The 19,715-nt window shown below is 43.2% G+C and carries 9 protein-coding genes; 7 read left to right on the forward strand and 2 right to left on the reverse strand.

Annotated features, from left to right (window positions below; genetic code table 11):
• The first annotated feature begins 8 nt into the window (after positions 1-8).
• Positions 9-1,919, forward strand: a complete 1,911-nt coding sequence (locus MKY19_RS09170; RefSeq protein WP_339802122.1) for a beta-N-acetylhexosaminidase — start codon at positions 9-11, stop codon at positions 1,917-1,919.
• 250 nt (positions 1,920-2,169) lie between these two features.
• On the opposite strand, the gene MKY19_RS09175 is transcribed toward MKY19_RS09170, so the two are convergent.
• Together MKY19_RS09175 and MKY19_RS09180 are read right to left on the reverse strand one after the other, a co-directional pair.
• Positions 2,170-3,372, reverse strand: coding sequence for an MFS transporter (locus MKY19_RS09175; protein WP_339246617.1), 1,203 nt, complete (start codon positions 3,370-3,372; stop codon positions 2,170-2,172).
• A 24-nt stretch (positions 3,373-3,396) separates the two neighbouring features.
• The gene (locus tag MKY19_RS09180) at positions 3,397-3,978 is read right to left on the reverse strand and encodes a TetR/AcrR family transcriptional regulator (RefSeq protein ID WP_339802125.1); all 582 of its coding nucleotides are present in this window, start codon (positions 3,976-3,978) and stop codon (positions 3,397-3,399) included.
• A 353-nt stretch (positions 3,979-4,331) separates the two neighbouring features.
• On the opposite strand from MKY19_RS09180, the gene MKY19_RS09185 reads away from it, so the two are divergent.
• The 6 genes from MKY19_RS09185 to MKY19_RS09210 all read left to right on the forward strand — a co-directional run bounded on the left by MKY19_RS09185 (position 4,332) and on the right by MKY19_RS09210 (position 19,677).
• Positions 4,332-6,131 (forward strand): sensor histidine kinase, encoded by a 1,800-nt coding sequence (locus MKY19_RS09185; protein ID WP_076283298.1) that lies wholly within the window; start codon positions 4,332-4,334, stop codon positions 6,129-6,131.
• Between the two features lie 118 nt (positions 6,132-6,249).
• Positions 6,250-7,545, forward strand: coding sequence for an extracellular solute-binding protein (locus tag MKY19_RS09190; protein WP_339802129.1), 1,296 nt, complete (start codon positions 6,250-6,252; stop codon positions 7,543-7,545).
• A gap of 27 nt (positions 7,546-7,572) precedes the next feature.
• Positions 7,573-9,204 (forward strand): helix-turn-helix domain-containing protein, encoded by a 1,632-nt coding sequence (locus tag MKY19_RS09195; protein WP_339802132.1) that lies wholly within the window; start codon positions 7,573-7,575, stop codon positions 9,202-9,204.
• A 99-nt stretch (positions 9,205-9,303) separates the two neighbouring features.
• Entirely contained in the window at positions 9,304-10,317 is a 1,014-nt protein-coding gene (locus MKY19_RS09200) for an S-layer homology domain-containing protein (RefSeq protein ID WP_339802135.1), read from the forward strand.
• 143 nt (positions 10,318-10,460) lie between these two features.
• Positions 10,461-15,617: an endo-alpha-N-acetylgalactosaminidase family protein gene (locus MKY19_RS09205; RefSeq protein ID WP_339802137.1), complete on the forward strand. Its 5,157-nt coding sequence runs from the start codon at positions 10,461-10,463 to the stop codon at positions 15,615-15,617.
• Positions 15,618-15,711: 94 nt separating this feature from the next.
• Complete coding sequence (locus MKY19_RS09210) at positions 15,712-19,677, forward strand: family 20 glycosylhydrolase (protein WP_339802140.1); 3,966 nt, start codon at positions 15,712-15,714, stop codon at positions 19,675-19,677.
• The last annotated feature ends 38 nt before the right edge of the window (positions 19,678-19,715 follow it).

A 19,715-nucleotide genomic window follows, 5' to 3' on the forward strand; every position in this document is an offset into this window, starting at 1 on the left:
GATTGATAGTGAAGTTACATTTTATAGGAGAATTGAGCGAGCTTCAATCAGGACTTCAGTTGCTGCTTGCCGAACTTAAGTCAGAATGGTCGGAGGATGGAATTCCTGTTTTGGTAGAACCGTCTTCAGGAGAACTGGAAGTGGGTTATGATGGTAAAAGCGCTTATATTCGTTATAGTGCTAAACATCAGTTCTTCCGCGGCTTGGGACTGTTGATACAGAAGATTAGTGGCGGAGAGCAATTTCAAATTACAGAGCAACAACAATTCGATGCAATCGGTCCGATGTTTGATTTATCGCGCAATGGAGTGCTAACCGTTGAAAGCTTCAAGTTTATGCTGCGCAAAATGGCGCTGATGGGCTTGAATAGCGTCATGCTCTATTTGGAAGACACTTACGAGATAGAAGGCGAGCCTTATTTCGGCTATATGCGCGGCCGTTACTCGGCGGCGGAGTTGAAGGAAATCGACGATTACGCCGATCAATTCGGCATTGAAGCGTTCCCGAGCATTCAGACACTGGCTCATTTGGAGGAGTTTTTGAAATGGGAGCCGGTAAAGGAATATAAAGATACAAAAGGCGCGTTGCTAGTTGGAGCGGAGAAGACCGATCGTCTGGTAGAAAATATGATTGTCAGCATTAGCGCGCCGTTCCGCAGCCGGAAAATCCACATCGGCATGGATGAAGCGGAAGAGCTTGGACGCGGTAAATTTTTGGATCGCAATGGACATATGAACCGTTTTGATATCATGACAGGCCATCTGGAGCGGGTGCTCGTAGTAACTCGACGCTTAGGGTTGAAACCGATGATGTGGAGCGATATGTTCCTGAAGCTGGCTTCAGCTAACGGTGAAGATTATTATGGCCATGAGACGCAAATATCAGAGGACATGTCGAGCCGCATTCCTAAGGACATAGATATGGTTTACTGGGACTATAACCATGTCGAGGAGAAGGACTACGAAACATTGATCGCCAAACACCGGCCGCTCGGTAATAATCTTATTTTTGCGGGTGCTGTGTGGGTATTCAATACGTTCGGCGTCAATTACGGGCTATCCTTGCCAGCGACCGATGCAGCGCTGAAGGTATGCAAGAAGGAAGGCATCAGGGAAGTTTATGCGACGATGTGGGGTGACGACGGAATGGAGAGCAATCCGTACATCGCTTTGCTCGGCTTGCAGTTTTATGCGGAGCATGCTTATTCTTCGTCGACGCCGACTGACAAGGCGTTGGCCGAGCGCGTTCGGTTCTGCACCGGCATCGAGGCGGACGCTTACATGGGGCTGAAGTATTTGGACGAGACACCGGGAGCTGCACCAAATAATCAGAAGCAGAGCAATCCGTCTAAGTTTCTGTTGTATCAGGATGTACTGCTGGGGCTGTTCGACAAACAGATTGATGGGCTAGATATGGCGGCTCATTATGCATGGGCGGAAGGTGAAATTGCTAGCCGCAGAAAAGCTGAGGCAGAGCTAGATTACTTGTTTGAGGTGCCACAAAAGCTATGTGCGGTGTTGAAGCAGAAGAGCGAAATCGGTCTTGAGCTGAAGCGCGCTTATGACAGTGGAGACAAGGCAGTGCTTAGGCGGATTGCAGAGGATGTTTTGCCCGAAATCTCGCTGGGTGTGCAAAATCTTCGCGCTGCACACCGGAAGCAATGGCTATCGATGTTCAAACCGTTCGGCTGGGAGGTGCTCGATATTCGTTACGGCGGCGTTGTAAGCCGGCTGGATACAGCGAGCATGAGACTGTTAGAATATGCGGACGGAAAGCTCGAACGGATCGAGGAGCTGGAGCAGGAACGATTGCTGTATAGCACGACGAACCGTTTCACCGACAAAGGTGCAGGCTGGTGCAGCTATTATTACCGTATGGCGTCGCCTAACGTCTTTTTCCATGTGATCAATCCATTCTAGGTTGAAGAATTATTCTCAAGCAAATTGAAATCAATGGTACTGGTCATGAAGTGATGGTTAGGGACTCCGTTTTTTGTATATTTAATGTACAAGCAGTGGGAACGAGGATAAAATACGTGATGAAGACTGTAAATGATTAGATATAAAGAAAGCTGTCGAGACATTCTCGACAGCCTGAGCAGCTCGAGTCCTCATAGAGGGCGAGCTGTTTTTATTTTGTAAATCTTACTATTCGCAGTTGTTCCTTACCTTAGTTTACCAACCCACTAGTAGCTTGTTTTTCTTTCCATACCATCGTAATTACAAGACCAATAAACATAATGACAGCCGCAAAGAGATATGGATAGTTGATGTTTACATCAAATAATACTCCGCCTAATGCAGGTCCGATGATATTACCAAGGCTAGTATAGGTTGAGTTCATGCCAGCGACAAAGCCTTGCTCTTTTTCAGCCGTTTTTGATAAATAGGTCGTTAGTGCTGGACGGAGTAGGTCAAATGCGAGAAAGATGAAGCAGGTTACTAGCAGAACAGTTAAATAGTTATTGATCATGGTGGAGGCTACAGCTAAGGCTACGCCAGCAATTAAGCAGAGTTGAATGAGCTTTTTTTCACCGAGCTTATCTACCATTTTACCGAATAAAAAGACCTGCACAACCACCCCGAAGATTGAGCTTATTGTAATGATGGTTGCAATATCCCGTGGAGTGAAGCCAAATTTATGATCAGAAAACAGGCTAAACACAGTTTCATATGCCGATAAGCCAAAGGCGAGGACAAACACTATTATAAACGCAATAATATATGCTGGATGAAACGAGCGTTTCAGATCACTGATAAAGTTGGTGTCTTTTTTAAGTTTACTGATTTCCAAAAGCTGCTCTTTGGATAGTGGCTCTTTCAGAATAAATATCGACGAAATACAAGTGATTAAGGCGAAGCCAGCAGCAAAATAGAATGGAGCACGTATACCTAGTTCAGTAATAAATCCTCCGATTCCTGGGCCAATAATAAAACCGATACTAATGGCGGCAGAAACATAACCCATTGCCTTAGGTCTTTCCTCTACTGAGGTGATGTCCGCAACATAGGCTGTGACGGCAGGCATAATGAATGCACCAGCAATCCCTCCAAGAATTCTGGCGATATAAAGAACGGATACATGTGTGCCTAAACCAAAGATTAATTCCGATGCACTGAAGAGCACTAAGCCGATAACGATCATTTTTTTTCTGCCGTAAGTGTCAATCCAACGCCCTGCCAGAGGAGACATGAGTAATTGCGCGAATGCAAATGCTGCTACAAGATACCCCATCGTTTTACCTGACAAATGCATAATGTTCATAAAGGATGGCATAACAGGGACGATCAACCCAACGCCTAGAAAAACAATGAATATATTACTTAGCAAAATGAGTAAGACTGTTTTTTGTTCTTTCAATGGTTTCTTCATGAAGTAATACCTCTCTTTGTAGAATCAAAGCTGTGAAATACCTCTCCAAAATACGGTCCATGAGGCATTTAGTTTTTCATTTAAACGGATTTCATTATTGCCATACACAAGCTCTAGCATGATCGAATCAACTACACCTAAAAAGGCAAGCGTTGGGATGGAGGCAGCATCTTCCATGATGACTTTGGCATCGATCCAAGCTTGGAATTTACTTTCAAGTACGGGTTGAATCTTTTTCTCTGTGTCGATTACTTCTTCATCAATCGCTTTAGCAAGATGGGGCGGTGGAAAAAAAGAGATACGCAGCCAAAACTTTAACTGCTCGTTCTTTTGAAACATATCAATGACCAATTGCAGATATCCTAATAAATCTGTTTTAGGATTATGAGTCCCTACCTTACTCAAATATTGTAGTTTGGATGAGATTTCTGTCTCTTTGGCATCTTGTAGAACTTGCAGAAAAAGATCATCCTTCCCTTTGAAATGGGCATAAAGAGATTGTTTTTTCATCCCGACTTGCTCAGCAATTTGAGACAAAGAAGCCCCCTCATATCCATGAGTTGTGAAACATTTCAAAGCAATGTCTTTAATTTCTTTACTTTTCAAAAAAAATCACCTCGATATTAACGAACGTTCGTCAGTTATACTATCAAATTAAATTATTTTATGCAAATGAATATTGTTTGAAAAGACGATTGACCGAACTAAAGGAGCTGATCCTAAAGTAGAACTTTCTACAATAGTGTCGGCTCTTTTTCATTTTGAATTAGCTCGTAAGCGATGTCGAAAGATGAAAATAAACTCGGATTTATTTGTGAAGTAAATTTGAATGTGTAATATTCTGAGTACTTTTGTCGCCATGCAGGAAGTAGCACAAATTTAAGGGAATATGTTGTTCAATATTCATGGTGAGGTAGAAGTAAGCGTTTATAAGTTATCTTTTAAAGGGGAGGGAACTTATGAGAAAAAATTGGCGGATGTCTAGCACATTAAGGCTTTTTTTTATACTGGTAGTCATTCTGCCGATCATCTTATTCTCCATCATTATTCTAAATATTTATAAGCGAGATATTCTTCAGCAAAATACATCACGATCTCAGCAAACGGCTCAAGCGATCTCCTATTCCGTTAGTCAGGAAATAAGGAGGTTGACGGGACTATTTGCTTCTATCGGTATGGACAGGGACGTGATGGCAAAGCTTTATGAAATTAATCGTAAGAGTGGAGTCGAGAAACAGCAGGCTTACTATGAGCTAAAGGTCTTAATAGAGAAGTACACGGCATCCATCTCAGGACGAGTACTGTCGGTGAACTTCCTATTTAAAGATCATCAATCCTATTCGTACTTAAAGAACTTGAATTTGGATGATTCTTATTTTCGCCAAAAAACGTGGTATGGGCAGGTGCTAAATAATCCCGATAGCGTTCATTTTCTGGGGATGATGCCCAATATTTTATATGGTAACTACAATCCTTACAATATGGTTGCTGCCCTATCTCCAAGTGTAATCAATCCTTTATCCCAGCTAGAAATGATTCTTTTTACGTTTGAGAGTAGTGCCTTTGATCATATTTTGCAGTCACGTGATAATACGGAATCCAGTCTTTTCATCGTCACAGAGGAAGGTCAAATTATCTCATCCAATACCCTTGCCTCTAGAGGAGGGGAATTCCAAATGCACTGGTTCGCAAATCGTGGGCCGCAGGAAAAAGGGTACGTTGTGGATGTTAATGGTGAAGATAGAAATTTGATAACCTACGCCAAGATTGATCAGACTGGATGGTGGCTTGTACAGTCTATTCCATATGCTGATCTAACAGCCAATTACCTTAGTGTGAATTATATCGTCTGGGTGTTTGCATTGATGATCATCTTAGCATTTATTCTTGTTTCATTTTACTTTGTATCTAATGTTACTAAGCCGTTAAATGAGCTTCTCCGGCAAATGGATCTGGTTACTGAAGGTGATTTAAACGCTAAATTTATGAGAACCGGCAGCCTGGAGCTAATTAAGCTTGGGCATTCTTTTAATCACATGACGGAACGTATTCAGGATCTGCTCTACCATCATGAAAGGCAAGAGGTGGAGAAGCGAAAGGCGGAGTTTGCAGCACTTCAGTCGCAGATCAATCCACACTTTTTAATAAATACGCTCAATTCAATCAAGTTTATGGCTTTAATCAGTAAAGCAGATAACATACGGAATATGACACATGCGCTAACTCGTCTACTGGCTTCTTCTTTTAATCGAGGTGGAATTCTGACTACGATTGATGAGGAAATAGATCATTTAAAGAATTATTTGTATATCATGGAGATTCGTTTTGGTAGACCCATTCAAACGAGATGGGAAGTAGATGAGGATTTAGCAGGTTATTATATATTGAAATTGCTACTACAACCTATTTTAGAAAACAGTATTATTCATGGACTAAAGAATGTTGACTATCCTGGTATCATCGAAATCATAGTGAGCAAACAAGCGGAAGATCTTCTTATAACTATAGCTGATAATGGTGTAGGCATGTTGGATATGGATGCTCAGGAATATGACAGCGATGGTATACGCCATCAGCATTCTTTCAGTGGTATGGGAAACAGTAACGTTAATAAGCGAATTCAGCTACATTACGGGAGGCGTTACGGTTTAAAGTACGAGAAGAATAAACCTCAGGGGACGATAGTATCGATAAGACTACCGTTGATCGACACGCCGGAGGAAGAGATGCAGGATCAGTTGTTAGGGGAGGGAGGATGAAGCAAAATGCTGCGGAGGATCATAAAAGATCATAGTCCAGAGGGAAAACATCATTCATGTGTAACTTCAGAGGAGGTATGATGGTATAAACTTTTTTCGAAGGCTGTGATTAATAGAAGTGAAAATAATACTCCGTGTGTCTTTAATAGGGATCATTTCTCTTATTTTTGTAGGTGGCTTCTTCTCTTTAAGTAAGTTCAGTCCCAAAGGAGGGGCAATAGAGCAACAACAGGGAAAGGTGAATCTGGATCAACCGATTAAAATAAAATTCGGCATGTGGGAAGCGAAGACAGATATCAAATTTTGGACGGAAAAGGTAAGAGACTACTCTAAAATTAAGCCTAATGTAACGGTTGAAGTAGAGACAATTCCCGATAATAGCGGTCAGTATTTAAAGGTTCGTTTAGCAGCCAATGATTTGCCGGATATTTTTTACCTGAAGCCAGATGACCTACTCACTTACAAAGCAGTACTTCTTCCACTGGATGGATTAACCGCAGCAAAAAACAATAAATATCCCGCTAGATTAGATCATTCCATTCTTGGTCTACCACTTGTATCCTTCTCTGAATATGTCTATTACCATCCAAGTATCTTTCAAGAGGCCGGCGTAGAGATTCCGCAAACGATGGATGAATTTATGGATGTGATGATGAAGATTAAAGCGCATGGCAAATATATTCCGATTGCGATTGGCGGGAAAGAGAATTGGACGTTTTATCCTTTCACTGAGTTCGGACCACCTCTACTATCCAAGGATGAGAATTATTTATCTTCAATCGCACAGACAAAACGCCCTTTCGGAAAAGGTTCTCCTTTCGAGAAAGCAGCAGTGATGATTAAGAAAATAGCAGAGAATGAACTAGCAGGGCCCGATGCACTCAATATTGGTGTGGATCAGGCAACGCTGCTGTTTCAAAATAATAAAGCGGCTATGCTTGCACTCGGTCAGTGGTACCTTAGAGATCATTTATCCAAAATGAAGGATGATAAAGATTTAGATGCGTTCACATTGCCCTGGAGAGAGACAACTTCAGAGCGTTTGCAGGCAATCACTATGCCAGATCAATATATGGCGATCAATAAAAATTCCAAAAATACGGAAGAAGTTAAAGCATTTTTGGAGTGGGTATTTAGCCGGGATGTTTACCAAGTGTATATTAATTATTCGCAAAATTCATCGACAGTGATCAATATTGAATCATTCCTGCCGTTCTTCAACAATGTTCAAGAGAAGCACCCCTTTGAGCCGTTTATGTACCTGGGGATCGATGAGAAGTTTGAAAAAGTAAAAAATGCCATACAGTTTGATGAAAAGAAGGCTGCACAAGAAATTTTTTCAGGTGCTGAGGTGTCCGATATTCAAGAAAAATTGAATGATGATTGGGAGGTAGCGGTTGAGGCTTTGAGGTAATCCTATAGATCAATTATGGAGGGATTTATGATGAAATTTAAAGCTCTCATTGTTGATGATGAACCATTAGCTAGGTTAGCCCTCCGGGAGTATATATCCATTGCTTCGACCGATTTTGAGATTGCAGGGGAAGCAGGAGATGGTAAGGAGGCATTAAATATGCTGAAAATCCATCAGGATGTGGATCTAGTTCTGGCGGATATTCAAATGCCAAATATGAATGGAGTAGAGCTACTCGAAGCACTGAATAACACTACTTTTTCGAATCAACCGTTAACCATCATGCTTAGCGCATACGGAGATTATTCTTTTGTAAGAGATTCCTTTGTGCTCGGCGCCTTTGATTACATTGTTAAAGCCAAGTTAGATGAAACTTATATTGCACCGGTACTGACTAAGACTGTGGATGAATTGAAGCGGCGGCAAAGCTCTTCAAAGACAGTATCAACATTAGAAGACGTAGAAGCTTCGATCTGTTCCGTTCTGCATCGACTTTGCCTATCGGATTCTTTAGAAGTGACAGATGATGATATAACGCCTTCGTTGGAGCTTGTTCGAAAGCATATGGGGGAAAAAAATCTGGAGGTTGCGCTTCTTAGGCTATCAGATACCGTTCAATTTGAAGATTCACACCGTATGATTATGCAGACGATACGAACGGTAACGAATCGAAGTAGAAGTGAAGGGATCTGCAAAGTATGCAGATATGATGACAGGCATTATGTTTTGTTCTTCTCTTTTCCAGAGCAATGCAGCATCATCGCCATCCGTAGATTGACAGACATAATCTTGTCTGAGGTGAGCATGAGATTAAAGCAATTCATTAATTTGAAGCTATCTATGGGCATCAGTGATATTGTGGATGGTCATCAGCAGTGGAACCGATTATTCCGCCAAGCTGAACGATTAGCAGGGTTGAGTTTCTACCAGGGGTACAATCGATTATATTATCCGGAAGCTGAAAGACGTCCATCTATTAAGGAAAGTGACTGGAAAGAAGCATGGTATTTGGCTAGAACCGAAATGCTGAAGTCATTAAGTGATCCGGATTTAATGAAATGGCAGGAGGTCTATGAACACTGCTGTAACTTGTTGATTCAGCGATACCCTTGTTCACCTGAGCTTATCAAATCAGATGTAGTCGATATGACTTGGGAGGCAAGCGCATTAATTTATCAAAAAGGCGTTTCTTGGGAAAAGCTTCATGATAAGCTGCCTTATCCCATCACGGATCATATTTATAAGCAGGAAACCTGGGAGAATACGGTGCATTGGTGCCGACTGTTCTTGGAACATCTGCATCAAAAGCTGCATCCGAAAGATCAACCCAAGGAATGCTTTCTTAGCCCTGTTGTTGCTAAAACGAAAGAGCTCATAGAGAAAAACTTTAACGAAGATGTCCATTTGTCGAATATTAGTCAGATTGTCGGTGTAAGCGAGAGCTATTTAAGTAAACAATTTTCCAAAGAAATAGGTGTTAATTTCATTCAGTTTCTGACGAATCTGCGAATCGAGAAGGCTAAAAAGGCGCTGGAAAGCGGAATGAAAATATACGAGGTATCTGAGCAAGTAGGATACGTGAATCCAGAACATTTCAGTCGTATTTTTAAAAAAATCACAGGAATTAGTCCTTTAGCTTATCGCAGAGAGAATGAATAACAAAAATAATCAATGTTGAACAAAATAAATCATGTGTATCCGATTTCAAAATCCATATGATAGGGGGGAGTTAAAATTCACGGGTGAAGGGATGTTCTTATGAGACGCAAACGATTCACATTCGCACTAATCTGTACGTTATGTTCTTCCATGTGGTTGAGTACAGTCCATGCTGAAAAAGTCTCTGACTTCGAGATGCAGACATCAGCTACTGAATCTGCTAATTCTACGTTCACCGTTACATTAAAGGGTAAAGATATTCAAGACTTATACGCATATGAAGCTAAATTTAATTTTGACCCGAAAGTGCTTGAGATTGTAAAAGCAGAAACGAAGATCAAAGGCTTTTCTGTATCTCCAATCGTTAAAAACAATGAAATTACGATAGCCCATACCAAGATCGGAAATGTGAATGGTGAGAAGGGTAATTTGGACATTGCCACGATTACCTTTAAAGCTAAAAGGGCTGGTACAACTGCAGTAAAATGGACCGCATTAAAAGTTCTTGATCGTAATCTGAAAGATCAGGAATTTACCCCGAATCAATCCTCAACATTCACCAAGATTTTCAGCGACATCGTCTCACATTGGGCGAAGCAAGATATCATGGAAATGGTCACTAAAGGAATTGTTGAAGGCATGGATGCCGACAGCTTTGTCCCGAATAATAACATCACTCGCGCACAATTCGCAGCTCTTATAGCCAGAGCATTAGATCTTACAGAAGGTTCTGGAAGTAATCCGTTTACGGATGTGAAATCAGGAGTTTGGTACGAGGATACGGTAAAGAAAGCTTATGCGGCCGGAATTATTAGTGGTTTGTCCAAGACGAAATTTGCTCCGGAAAAAAGCATTACTCGTGAAGAAATGACAACGATGCTGATGCGAGCGAAAGCTTATGCTTCCGGTGTAAAGGTCGATAGTATGGCCTCAGATTCCACTACCACGTTTAAAGATGATAGTAAAATAAGCCCGTGGGCTAAAGCGTCGGTGGGCTTTGCCTTGAAATCTGGATTAATGAAAGGTAGAACTCAGACTACATTTGCACCCAAAGAATCTGCTACAAGAGCGGAATCAGCCGCTGTTATCAAGCGATTGTTAAATTCCAAGTAATACAAAAAAACATATAATGACGCACCTTCTTATGGAAGGAGGGCTCATTATGTCCTTGTGATGTAAAAAACATACAATTAAAGGAAATATGTGAATTGATAATGTTCATTCTACTTATATTTAAGTGAAAAGAGGTCGTAGAGATGAGAAAACGGTACAAAGCGTTTAGCTTGCTATTGACGTTGTTGCTAGGGGTACAGCTTGGCTTGCCATCGGCAGCCGTATTCGCGGCTCAAGAATCGGACGTGTATTTCAGAGATTACAATGATGGCAACATCGACGGATGGGCTGCAGCTAAGGGGACCACTACTTTTTCGGCGGATCAAGGTGCAGTTAAGGCGGTGACACAAGGGGTTGTTATTTTAGCAGACCAAGATTCACCTCAGGTTGCCAATGCTGAATATGAGGTAAAGTTAAAATTTAGTCAGCCTGCCACACGATTTGGACTGGTCTACCGATTCGTCGATAGCAATAACTACAATGTTATCCAATATGATGCGGGTTCTTGGGGCTGGGATGCAATGAAAGGAGGGACGGAATCGTATGGAAATATTACGGCTCCTAGTTTTACCTTTGCTGCTGACCAACAGTATACCCTCAAATTGCGATATGAGAAAGGTAGCGTAGCTTTATCGATCGATGGCAATAACGTGCTAACGACAAGTCTTCCCTCATTATCGACAAGTGCAGGGAAGATTGGACTACGCAGCTGGTTTAATAACAAGACCCTATGGATTGACGATGTGAAGGTAACTCCAATTGTATCCACTGATCCAGTACCGAGGCCGATTACGATTACAGAAACTTTAAGCTCGGATACGATGAAGGTTGAAATCGATAAAGAGTTCCCACGGGTTAAACAATACACATGGTTAGACAGCGGCGCGGAAATGTATGGACAGTTAAATGGATTTAATGAGATAAAAATCAACGAGAAGTCCTATTTCGTAGTCGCTTCTGATTTTAGTAAAAAAGCAGCAGATGCCACTCATGGTGAGACTGCAGCCTACACGCTTCAGATTCCAGAAATTAAAGTGAACCTCAAAGTTGAGATGGAGGTTCAGGATAACATTCTTCAGTTCAAAGTGGCCAGCATTGAAGAGAATGGTACTGAAAAAGTGAGAACGATCGAATTCCCTGATCATGACCTTGTCTCTGTAATTGGAACCCAGCCTACAGCGCAGGAAACAGCTGTTCGGATAACTGGGGGCTGGAACGTTGTACAGGACGAATTTAACGATCTTAAGACAGGAGTAGCAGACGTGAGTGGGGGTCGTGCATACGCATTCGTTAACTCCGACGTCTTAGCTGCGAGTGTAATCACCAATGTAGTAAATGGTTTTGATAAGGTACGTATTAAGGTAGGCGATGATACAGCACTCCATACGAAGAAAGCAGCGTTATCAGGAGGCTCATGGGTTTATCGTGGAAGTACTGTGCTTGATCCGGAGCCACTGCCTTGGGCTAAGGTTGTACTGACTCCAGATGCGAATGGAGACAAAGTTGTTGACTGGCAAGATGGAGCTATTGTATATCGTCAGAATACGGATGCTCCAACCGGCAGTGAAATGATAAGGGACAATATCTCTTATATCAGCATGAACATCGGATCTACTACAACCTCTCCGTTCTTGCGTGCTTTTGATAATGCGAAGAAGATCTCTAATCTCACGGATGGCTTTGGACAGCTGATTCTATTCAAAGGATATCAAGCGGAAGGTCATGATGACTCTCACCCAGATTACGGCGGTCATATCGGTATCCGTCAGGGTGGAGAGAAGGATTTTAATTATATTTTGAGTGAAGGAAAGAAATACAATATCCGCGGCGGTGTACACATAAACGCAACAGAATACGCGCTGGATGCTTTCGGCACCAAAATGGAAAATATGAATCAGCCATTGAGTAAAGGTTGGGGCTGGCTGGATCAAACATTCTATGTTAACAAAACCAAAGATGTGGAATCCGGTGAATTAAAAAGACGTCTGGATATGCTGAAAAGCGACACAGGCGACAACCTATCCTTTGTATATGTAGATGTATATGATGGTGCCGATTACAATGCGAAGAAACTCGCAGATTATATCAATGGTAACGGCTGGATGCTCGGTACAGAATTTGCAGGACCTCTGTTTGAGCAGGCAGCTTGGGTTCACTGGGGAACAGATCCGGGGTACCCGAACCAAGGTGACGATAGCAAGGTTACCCGTTTCCTACGGAATCAATCGCTGGATGGCTTCTTAACAACCCCTTTACTGAAAGGGAATAAGCAGGTAGGCGTGGGTTATTGGCAGAACAGTGCTCCATTCTACAGCTACCAATCAACTAGTGCGGCATTCTTCAATCACAATCTACCAACAAAATATATGCAGCATTTCCCGATCATCAAGATGACCGATAACCGTATCGATTTTGAAAAGAAGGTTGTAGTTGAACGTAAGCAGGACGGTAAGATCCATTTAAGTAAGGATGGTCGTGAAATCGCTATCATGACAGATAGCAGCAACATTAGTGACAGTACGGTCTTTATTCCATGGAGTCCTGAGACAGAAGATAAAATCTATCACTGGAATCCAGCGGGTGGCCAAACGACTTGGAGTCTTCCAGACTCATGGAGTAACGTAACGACGGCACAGTTATATAAGCTGACAGATTTAGGACGTGAGCATGTTGGCAGTGTAGAAGTAACTGGAGGTAAAGTCACACTTACCGCGCAGCCGGGGATTGGTTATGCCCTGTATAAGACAACAGCTGCTGAAGAGCCGGAAATGGTATGGGGCGAAGGGAGTTCGGTAAAGGACCCGGGCTTTGACAGCCAAACATTCGGTAGCTGGAAGAAATCTTCCACAGCTGCAAGTGATGATCACATTAAATTTGTGAAGAACAGTAACGCCGATGACCAGCTTCAAGTGAAGGGTCCTGGTGATGCAGTAATTCAGCAGGAGATTACCGGACTTACACCGGGTAAGACGTATTCTGCATCAGTATGGGTGAAAGTAGATGGGAAACGCACCGTGGAAATCGGTGTGAAGCAAGGGGCTGACAAGGTTGTCAATACACTGGATAACACAGAGCATGGCTTTTTAGCCCAGCAGCATAAATATGTGAGCACGAACTTCCAGCGAATTAAGGTTACCTTTGATGCGGTTAGTGAGACCGCCAATCTCTATTTGAATGTAGAAGATGGAAGTTCGACTGTAACCTTTGACGATGTAAGAGTATGGGAGAATCCAACCAAGACTGACGCTGGTAATTCTGTATTGTTCGAGGATTTCGAGAACGTTGATGAGGGCTGGGGTCCCTTCGTTTATTCTAAAATAGGTCCAGTTCGTACGCATTTAGTTGAAAAAGGTGACAATCAGATCATGAATTATGTTCTGGATGGTAATTGGTCGCTTAAAACGAATGAAGATGCAACCGGTGAATGGCTGCGTACATTGCCTCACACGCTCCGAATGAAGGAGGATAACCGTTACCATCTGACGATGGACTACAATTCAGATGAGACGGATATGTACACAGTGGCTATTCGAGTGAAGGAGAATGGGGTAGTTCGTGATCTGGTGAGTGAGAATTTGAAAGAAGGACGCGACACGCTGGATCTATCTTTTACAACCGAAGGGGCGAAAGATGCCTATCTGGCCATTATCAAAAACAAGCTGAACAGTCAAAAGGAGTTAACCGGTACGCTGGTGGTCGATAACATTCGCGTCGATGATGAGGGTGCGATCGTTCCGGAGGAAGGTGTACTTGTTTCGACTATTACACTAACGCCAAATAAGCTGGATCTGAACAAAGGACAGTCAAGCACTGTTAGCGCTCAGGTAAAACCAGCAAATGCTCAGGACCGGACACTGCTCTGGACTTCTGACCATCCGGAAATTGTATCGGTGGATCAGGCGGGAAAAGTTACTGCACTTCAAGCGGGAACAGCCATCATTACTGCTACCGCAAAGGATGGAAGTAAAAAAAGTGCAACCTCGACGATTAATGTGTATATGCCTAACACGCAAATTCCACAATCGCAAATGACTGCAACGGCGAGTAGCTTCCAGCCTGGAGGTGAAGCGAGTCTTGCACTCGATGGAGATATGTCTACAATCTGGCATACGAAATGGACCCCGGCACACTTACCGGAATCCATTACTTTGGACCTCGGAGGCAAATATAACATTAATCAATTCAATTATTCACCTAGAGTATCTGGGACCAATGGAACGATTACAAGCTATAACCTGTACACGAGTGTTGACGGAACGAATTTCACAAAAATTGCAGATGGATCATGGCCCCTCGATCAGACCACAAAAATTGTTCGCTTTACAGCTGTAGAAGCAACATATTTGAGACTTGAGGCTATAGAAGGCGTGGGTACCTTTGCCTCTGCTGCCGAACTCAATGTGTTCAAGACGGAGGATGAGGCAGAAGCGGTAAAAGTCACAGGCATCGCTATGGATAAAGAACAGCTAGAGATTAAAGTAGGCAGCACGGGCGAATTGAACGCTGTGATAGAGCCTCTGAATGCTTCGAATAAAAAAGTACTCTGGAGCAGCAGTGATGAAGCTGTAGCAACCGTTGAACAGCAAGAAGGTCATGCTTTAGTTAAGGGATTAAAGGTAGGCGAGACCGTAATTACGGCAACGACAATGGATGGGGGCTTCTCTGCGACCAGTCGGGTTATCGTAACAGAAACAGACGGTGAGTTAAAATCTTCCTCTACTTTGACAGCGCCAAGTCAAGTTCAGCCAGGAGAAGTGTTCAAAGTTCAATATGGACTACGGAATCTGTCTGATAAGATTTTTGCGCAGGATATCGCCCTAGAGTATGCAGCGGATGTTATGGAATTCGTTGAGGCGCGTTCGTTAATTAGTGGGGTAAGCGTTATTGATTCAATCAACAGCACCCCAGGTAAACTTCGCTTTATTGTAGCAAGTGAAGGTGCGACCCATGGAATTAGTAACAGTGCAGACGTCCTCGAATTAACCTTTAAAGCGAAGGAAGTTAACCAAACGGTAAATGGGGCAATCGCCGTTAAGAGTGCAATCATTTCAGATGATCAGGGTAAAGAAATTTCGGCAGCGAACTCTTCCGTAAATATCGAGATTGGTAAGAAAGGAACGCAAGGCGACATCAACGGTGACGGTAAAATAACGATCGGGGATCTGGCGATGGTTGCAGCGCAGTATGGCAAGACTTCAGCAAGCCCTGATTGGGAGAAAGCGAAGAAAGCAGATATGAACGGTGACGGCAAAGTCGGATTGGAAGATTTGGTTATTGTAGCACGCAAAATTGTAGAGTAATCAAAGTCATAGGCCAGGTACATGTGTGAGTAACTAAACATGATGTACCTGGTTTTTTTCAAAAGGGATGATTTGACTAGTAGGAGGATGACAGATGAAAAAATGGTTGTACGGCTTTACAGTTTTTTGTCTAGTGCTTTACTCTACTCCACTACCATTTGCAGCAGCGGCTGAAGCAGAGAATGCTAAACCAAAAGTGATACCAAGTTTACAAGAGTGGACTGGCGGTAGTGGTTCTTTCAAGATGACTGACAGTTCCAGAATCGTAATCCCCACGAGTGAATGTTTATGTGAACTACCAGCTACCGCAGAGGTCTTTCAAGAGGATCTTAAAGAATTAACTGGATATGATTTGCCAATTGTTCAAAATAAGCCTGCTTCTAAAGGGGACTTCCTGCTTAGGCTCGATAAGACAGCTGATGAATCGATTGGCAAGGAAGGCTACTACTTTGAAGTAGGAGATTATGTGGAAATACATGCAAACACTGAGACCGGTGTGTTCTATGGAACAAGAACGGCACTACAAATTTTGGAGCAAGATCCTGAGAAGGCAAGCATTGTAAAAGGGGTAGCGAAGGATTTTCCTAAGTATGGAGAACGCGGTTTTATGCTTGATGTAGGACGCAAGTTTTTCACGATAGACTTCCTGAAGGATTACGCCAAATTTATGTCCTACTACAAAATGAATGATTTCCAGCTCCATCTGAACGATAACGAGATTTTTAAGGATAACAGCCGGGAGCATTGGAACAAATATACGGCTTTCCGTTTAGAAAGTACCAAGTACCCGGAATTAACGGCAAAGGATGGACACTACACGAAACAGGATATGCGTGAATTGCAGGACATCGCCAAAATACGGGGGCTTAACATCACGCCGGAAATTGATACCCCCAGCCATGCTCTTTCATTTACAAAGGTTAGACCAGATCTGGTTAAGGATAATTTGCCTGTCGATCATCTGGATATTACACGTCAGGAAACGGTCGATTTCATCAAGGATGTGTGGGACGAATATTTAGATGGGGAATGGTTTGATTCAGAAACGGTTCATTTTGGAGGCGATGAATTCGCACCTAATGATCGGACTACGTTTGAGAAGTATCGCGAGTTTTTGAACACGATGAACGAACACTTAAAGAGCAAGGGAAAGAAATCAAGAATGTGGGGCAGCTTGAATGCATTCCCGGGTACCACGGTAGTAGATAAGGATATAGCCGTAAACGCCTGGAATAACGGTTGGCAAGATCCGGTAGCATCGGTGAGAGATGGATTCAAAATTATCAATACGGTGGATTCCACGCTCTACATTGTACCGAAGGCTGGATATTACCATGATTATCTGGATTCTCAGTGGTTGTTTAATAACTGGGACCCAACGAACTTTGGTGGAAATACGAAGTTGCAGGAAGGTGAGCCGAACCTGCTCGGTGCGATGTTTGGGGCCTGGAACGATATGATGGGCAAGAAAGTAAGTGAGGCGGACGTCCACGATCGTGTGAAGAAAGCGATGCCTGTCCTTGCAGAAAAGATGTGGAGAGGCCAGTCCACGGACAGCACATTCACGGAGTTCCAGCAGTTGTCAGCGAAGCTAGGCGAAGGTCCTGGAACGAATTTATTACATGAAGTGAATACGGTCACTGATCTTGTTGTTCATTATCCATTTGAAGAAGGCGCGCAGACGGTCTCTGATCAGTCCGGAAATTCCTATGATGCTACATTAGGAGCTGGCGTTACTCGCGTGGATGATGGAAAAACAGGAAAAGGCGTACGGTTTGCAGGGACTTCAGATCATATTCAAACACCGCTGCAAATAAAGGGCTTCCCTTGGACAGTCTCCACGTGGGTTAAGCTTGATGATCAACAAGAAGCGGATGAAAAAATACTGATGGAATCCGAATATGGTGCAATTAAGCTGAAGCAGAAAGGGACACCAAATGCCGGATTCACCCGAGAGGGCTATGATTACAGCTTTAATGCAGCGATTCCTGTTGGGCGCTGGGTACATGTTGCCTTCAGAGGAGATCTAAATGGAACTTCTCTGTATATTGATGGAGATCTAAAAGGCTCTGTTGCTGTAACGACAATGCTACCTGCGGCTATAATCGGCAGTTCATCCAAAGCATTCACTGGACTACTGGATGAATTCAAGATTTTTAATCGGGTGCTATCAGGAAAAGAAATTGCGGAGGAAGCAGGATCACCCGCTTGGACCATCAATTTAGCTGCTCACAAAACAGCAGTAGCTTCTTCCGTCGAAGTACCTCAATTTCCGGCTAGTCTTGTAGTGGATGAGGTTGATACGGGTGCTTCTCGCTGGTCCTCTAAATATACCGACAACGAGTGGATCTATGTTGATTTAGGCCAAAGTACTGAAATTAGCAAGGTTATTTTCAAATGGGAAAGTGCTTATGCCAAAGGCTATAAAGTTCAAGTATCCGATAATGCGGAGAACTGGCGGGACGTTTACACGACTAACGCTGGTGTTGGCGGAGTAGAGACTGTCAAATTCCCAACTGAACAAGCGAGATATGTCCGAATGTTAGGTACGAAGCGAGTGGGAACCTATGGTTACTCCATGTATGAATTTGAAGTCTACGCTCCTAACCCAGAGGATCCTGTAGAAGTTCCAGCGCCTGTGAGATATTCAGCGAGCTTTGAGAATAACTCGCTCGAAGGCTGGGAGCATGTCATCGGTAAAGGTGTCGGACGTATGGAGCTTGTAGAAGCACCTGATCAAGCGGGTGAGCATGCCGTTAAGTTCACCTCGAACAGTGTAAATAATCTGTTTATCGATCAGCAATCTCCGAGCATTGGAGATGGTGAGATCGAGTTTAAGATTACGCCGCAGAGTGATGTTATACGAACGGGTGTTATTTTGCGCTATGTCAATAATGATGCTTGGGCTTCTATAGGCTTTGATCAAGGTGCTTGGTACTGGGTGAACGCTCAGGATTCGTACGGTTTATTGAGCAATGCTCAGGCCGCCAAATTGAAAAAAGGCACAACATCGACCGTAAAAGTGAAGTTTGAAGGGAAACATGTAACGCTGATTATCAATGGAACGACTTATTTCGATGATGCTATTGCACAGATCCCAACAGACGCTGGGAAAATGGGGGCTAGAGTATTCGGTCCTTCAGTTACCGTGTTTGATAATTTTATGTACAGCAATAACGTTCCTGAAGTTCCGGTAACCGGTATCAAGCTGGATAAAGCTGAGATTTCGATGAAGGCCGGAGAAACACAAACGCTAAGTGCCTCCCTTCAACCGGGGAATGCAACGAATAAACAGGTGACCTGGAATAGCAGCGATGAAGCTATTGCGACTGTTCAAGTTCAAGGCGGGAAAGCTGTCGTGACTGCGTTAAAGGCAGGAACCGCTGATATTACTGCAACAACCGTATCCGGAGGACATAAAGCGGTGAGTAAGATTACAGTGGCTAGGGAGGTTCCAGGTGAAGTGGCAACAAATTTAGCTGCTCCGAAAAGCGTTCCTTATGGTCAGAATTTCGACATAACGATAGGTCTCCACAATGTTACAAAGGCGGTGTACGCCCAAGATATCACGATTGAATTCGACGCTTCACTAATGGATTATGTATCCGCTAATGCGTTGGTGGACGGCGTGAGTATCCTTGAGACGAAGAATACAGAAGGCACTGTACGTCTGATTCTGGCTAGCCAAGGTTCAGGGAGTGCGATTAAAGGGGATGTTGTTGTAGCTAAGATTACCTTTAAGGCTAAGGATCTGACAGAACCCCAAACCGGACGTATTACTGTAAAGCGTGCAACGCTTGGGGATAGCGAAGGACAGGAAACAAGCGCAGCTACTTCCTCGGCTCAGGTGGAGTTTACAACAACAGTGCCAGAACCTTCTAAGGATTTGAATGGTGATGGCAAAGTCAGCATCGGCGATCTGGCTATTGTCGCAGCTAACTACGGAAAGAGTTCTGCAGACCCAGATTGGGATAAGGCGAAACGGGCAGACATCAATAGTGACGGCAAGGTCGATCTGACGGACCTGGTGCTTATAGCTAAAGACATTGTGATTGAATAACAATAGCAGCTTGAATCCAAGCGGCAAGACAAGGAATT

Origin of the sequence: Paenibacillus sp. FSL R5-0744, from assembly GCF_037972555.1 — a bacterium.
In the GTDB taxonomy this organism is placed as follows: Bacteria; Bacillota; Bacilli; order Paenibacillales; family Paenibacillaceae; genus Paenibacillus_AQ.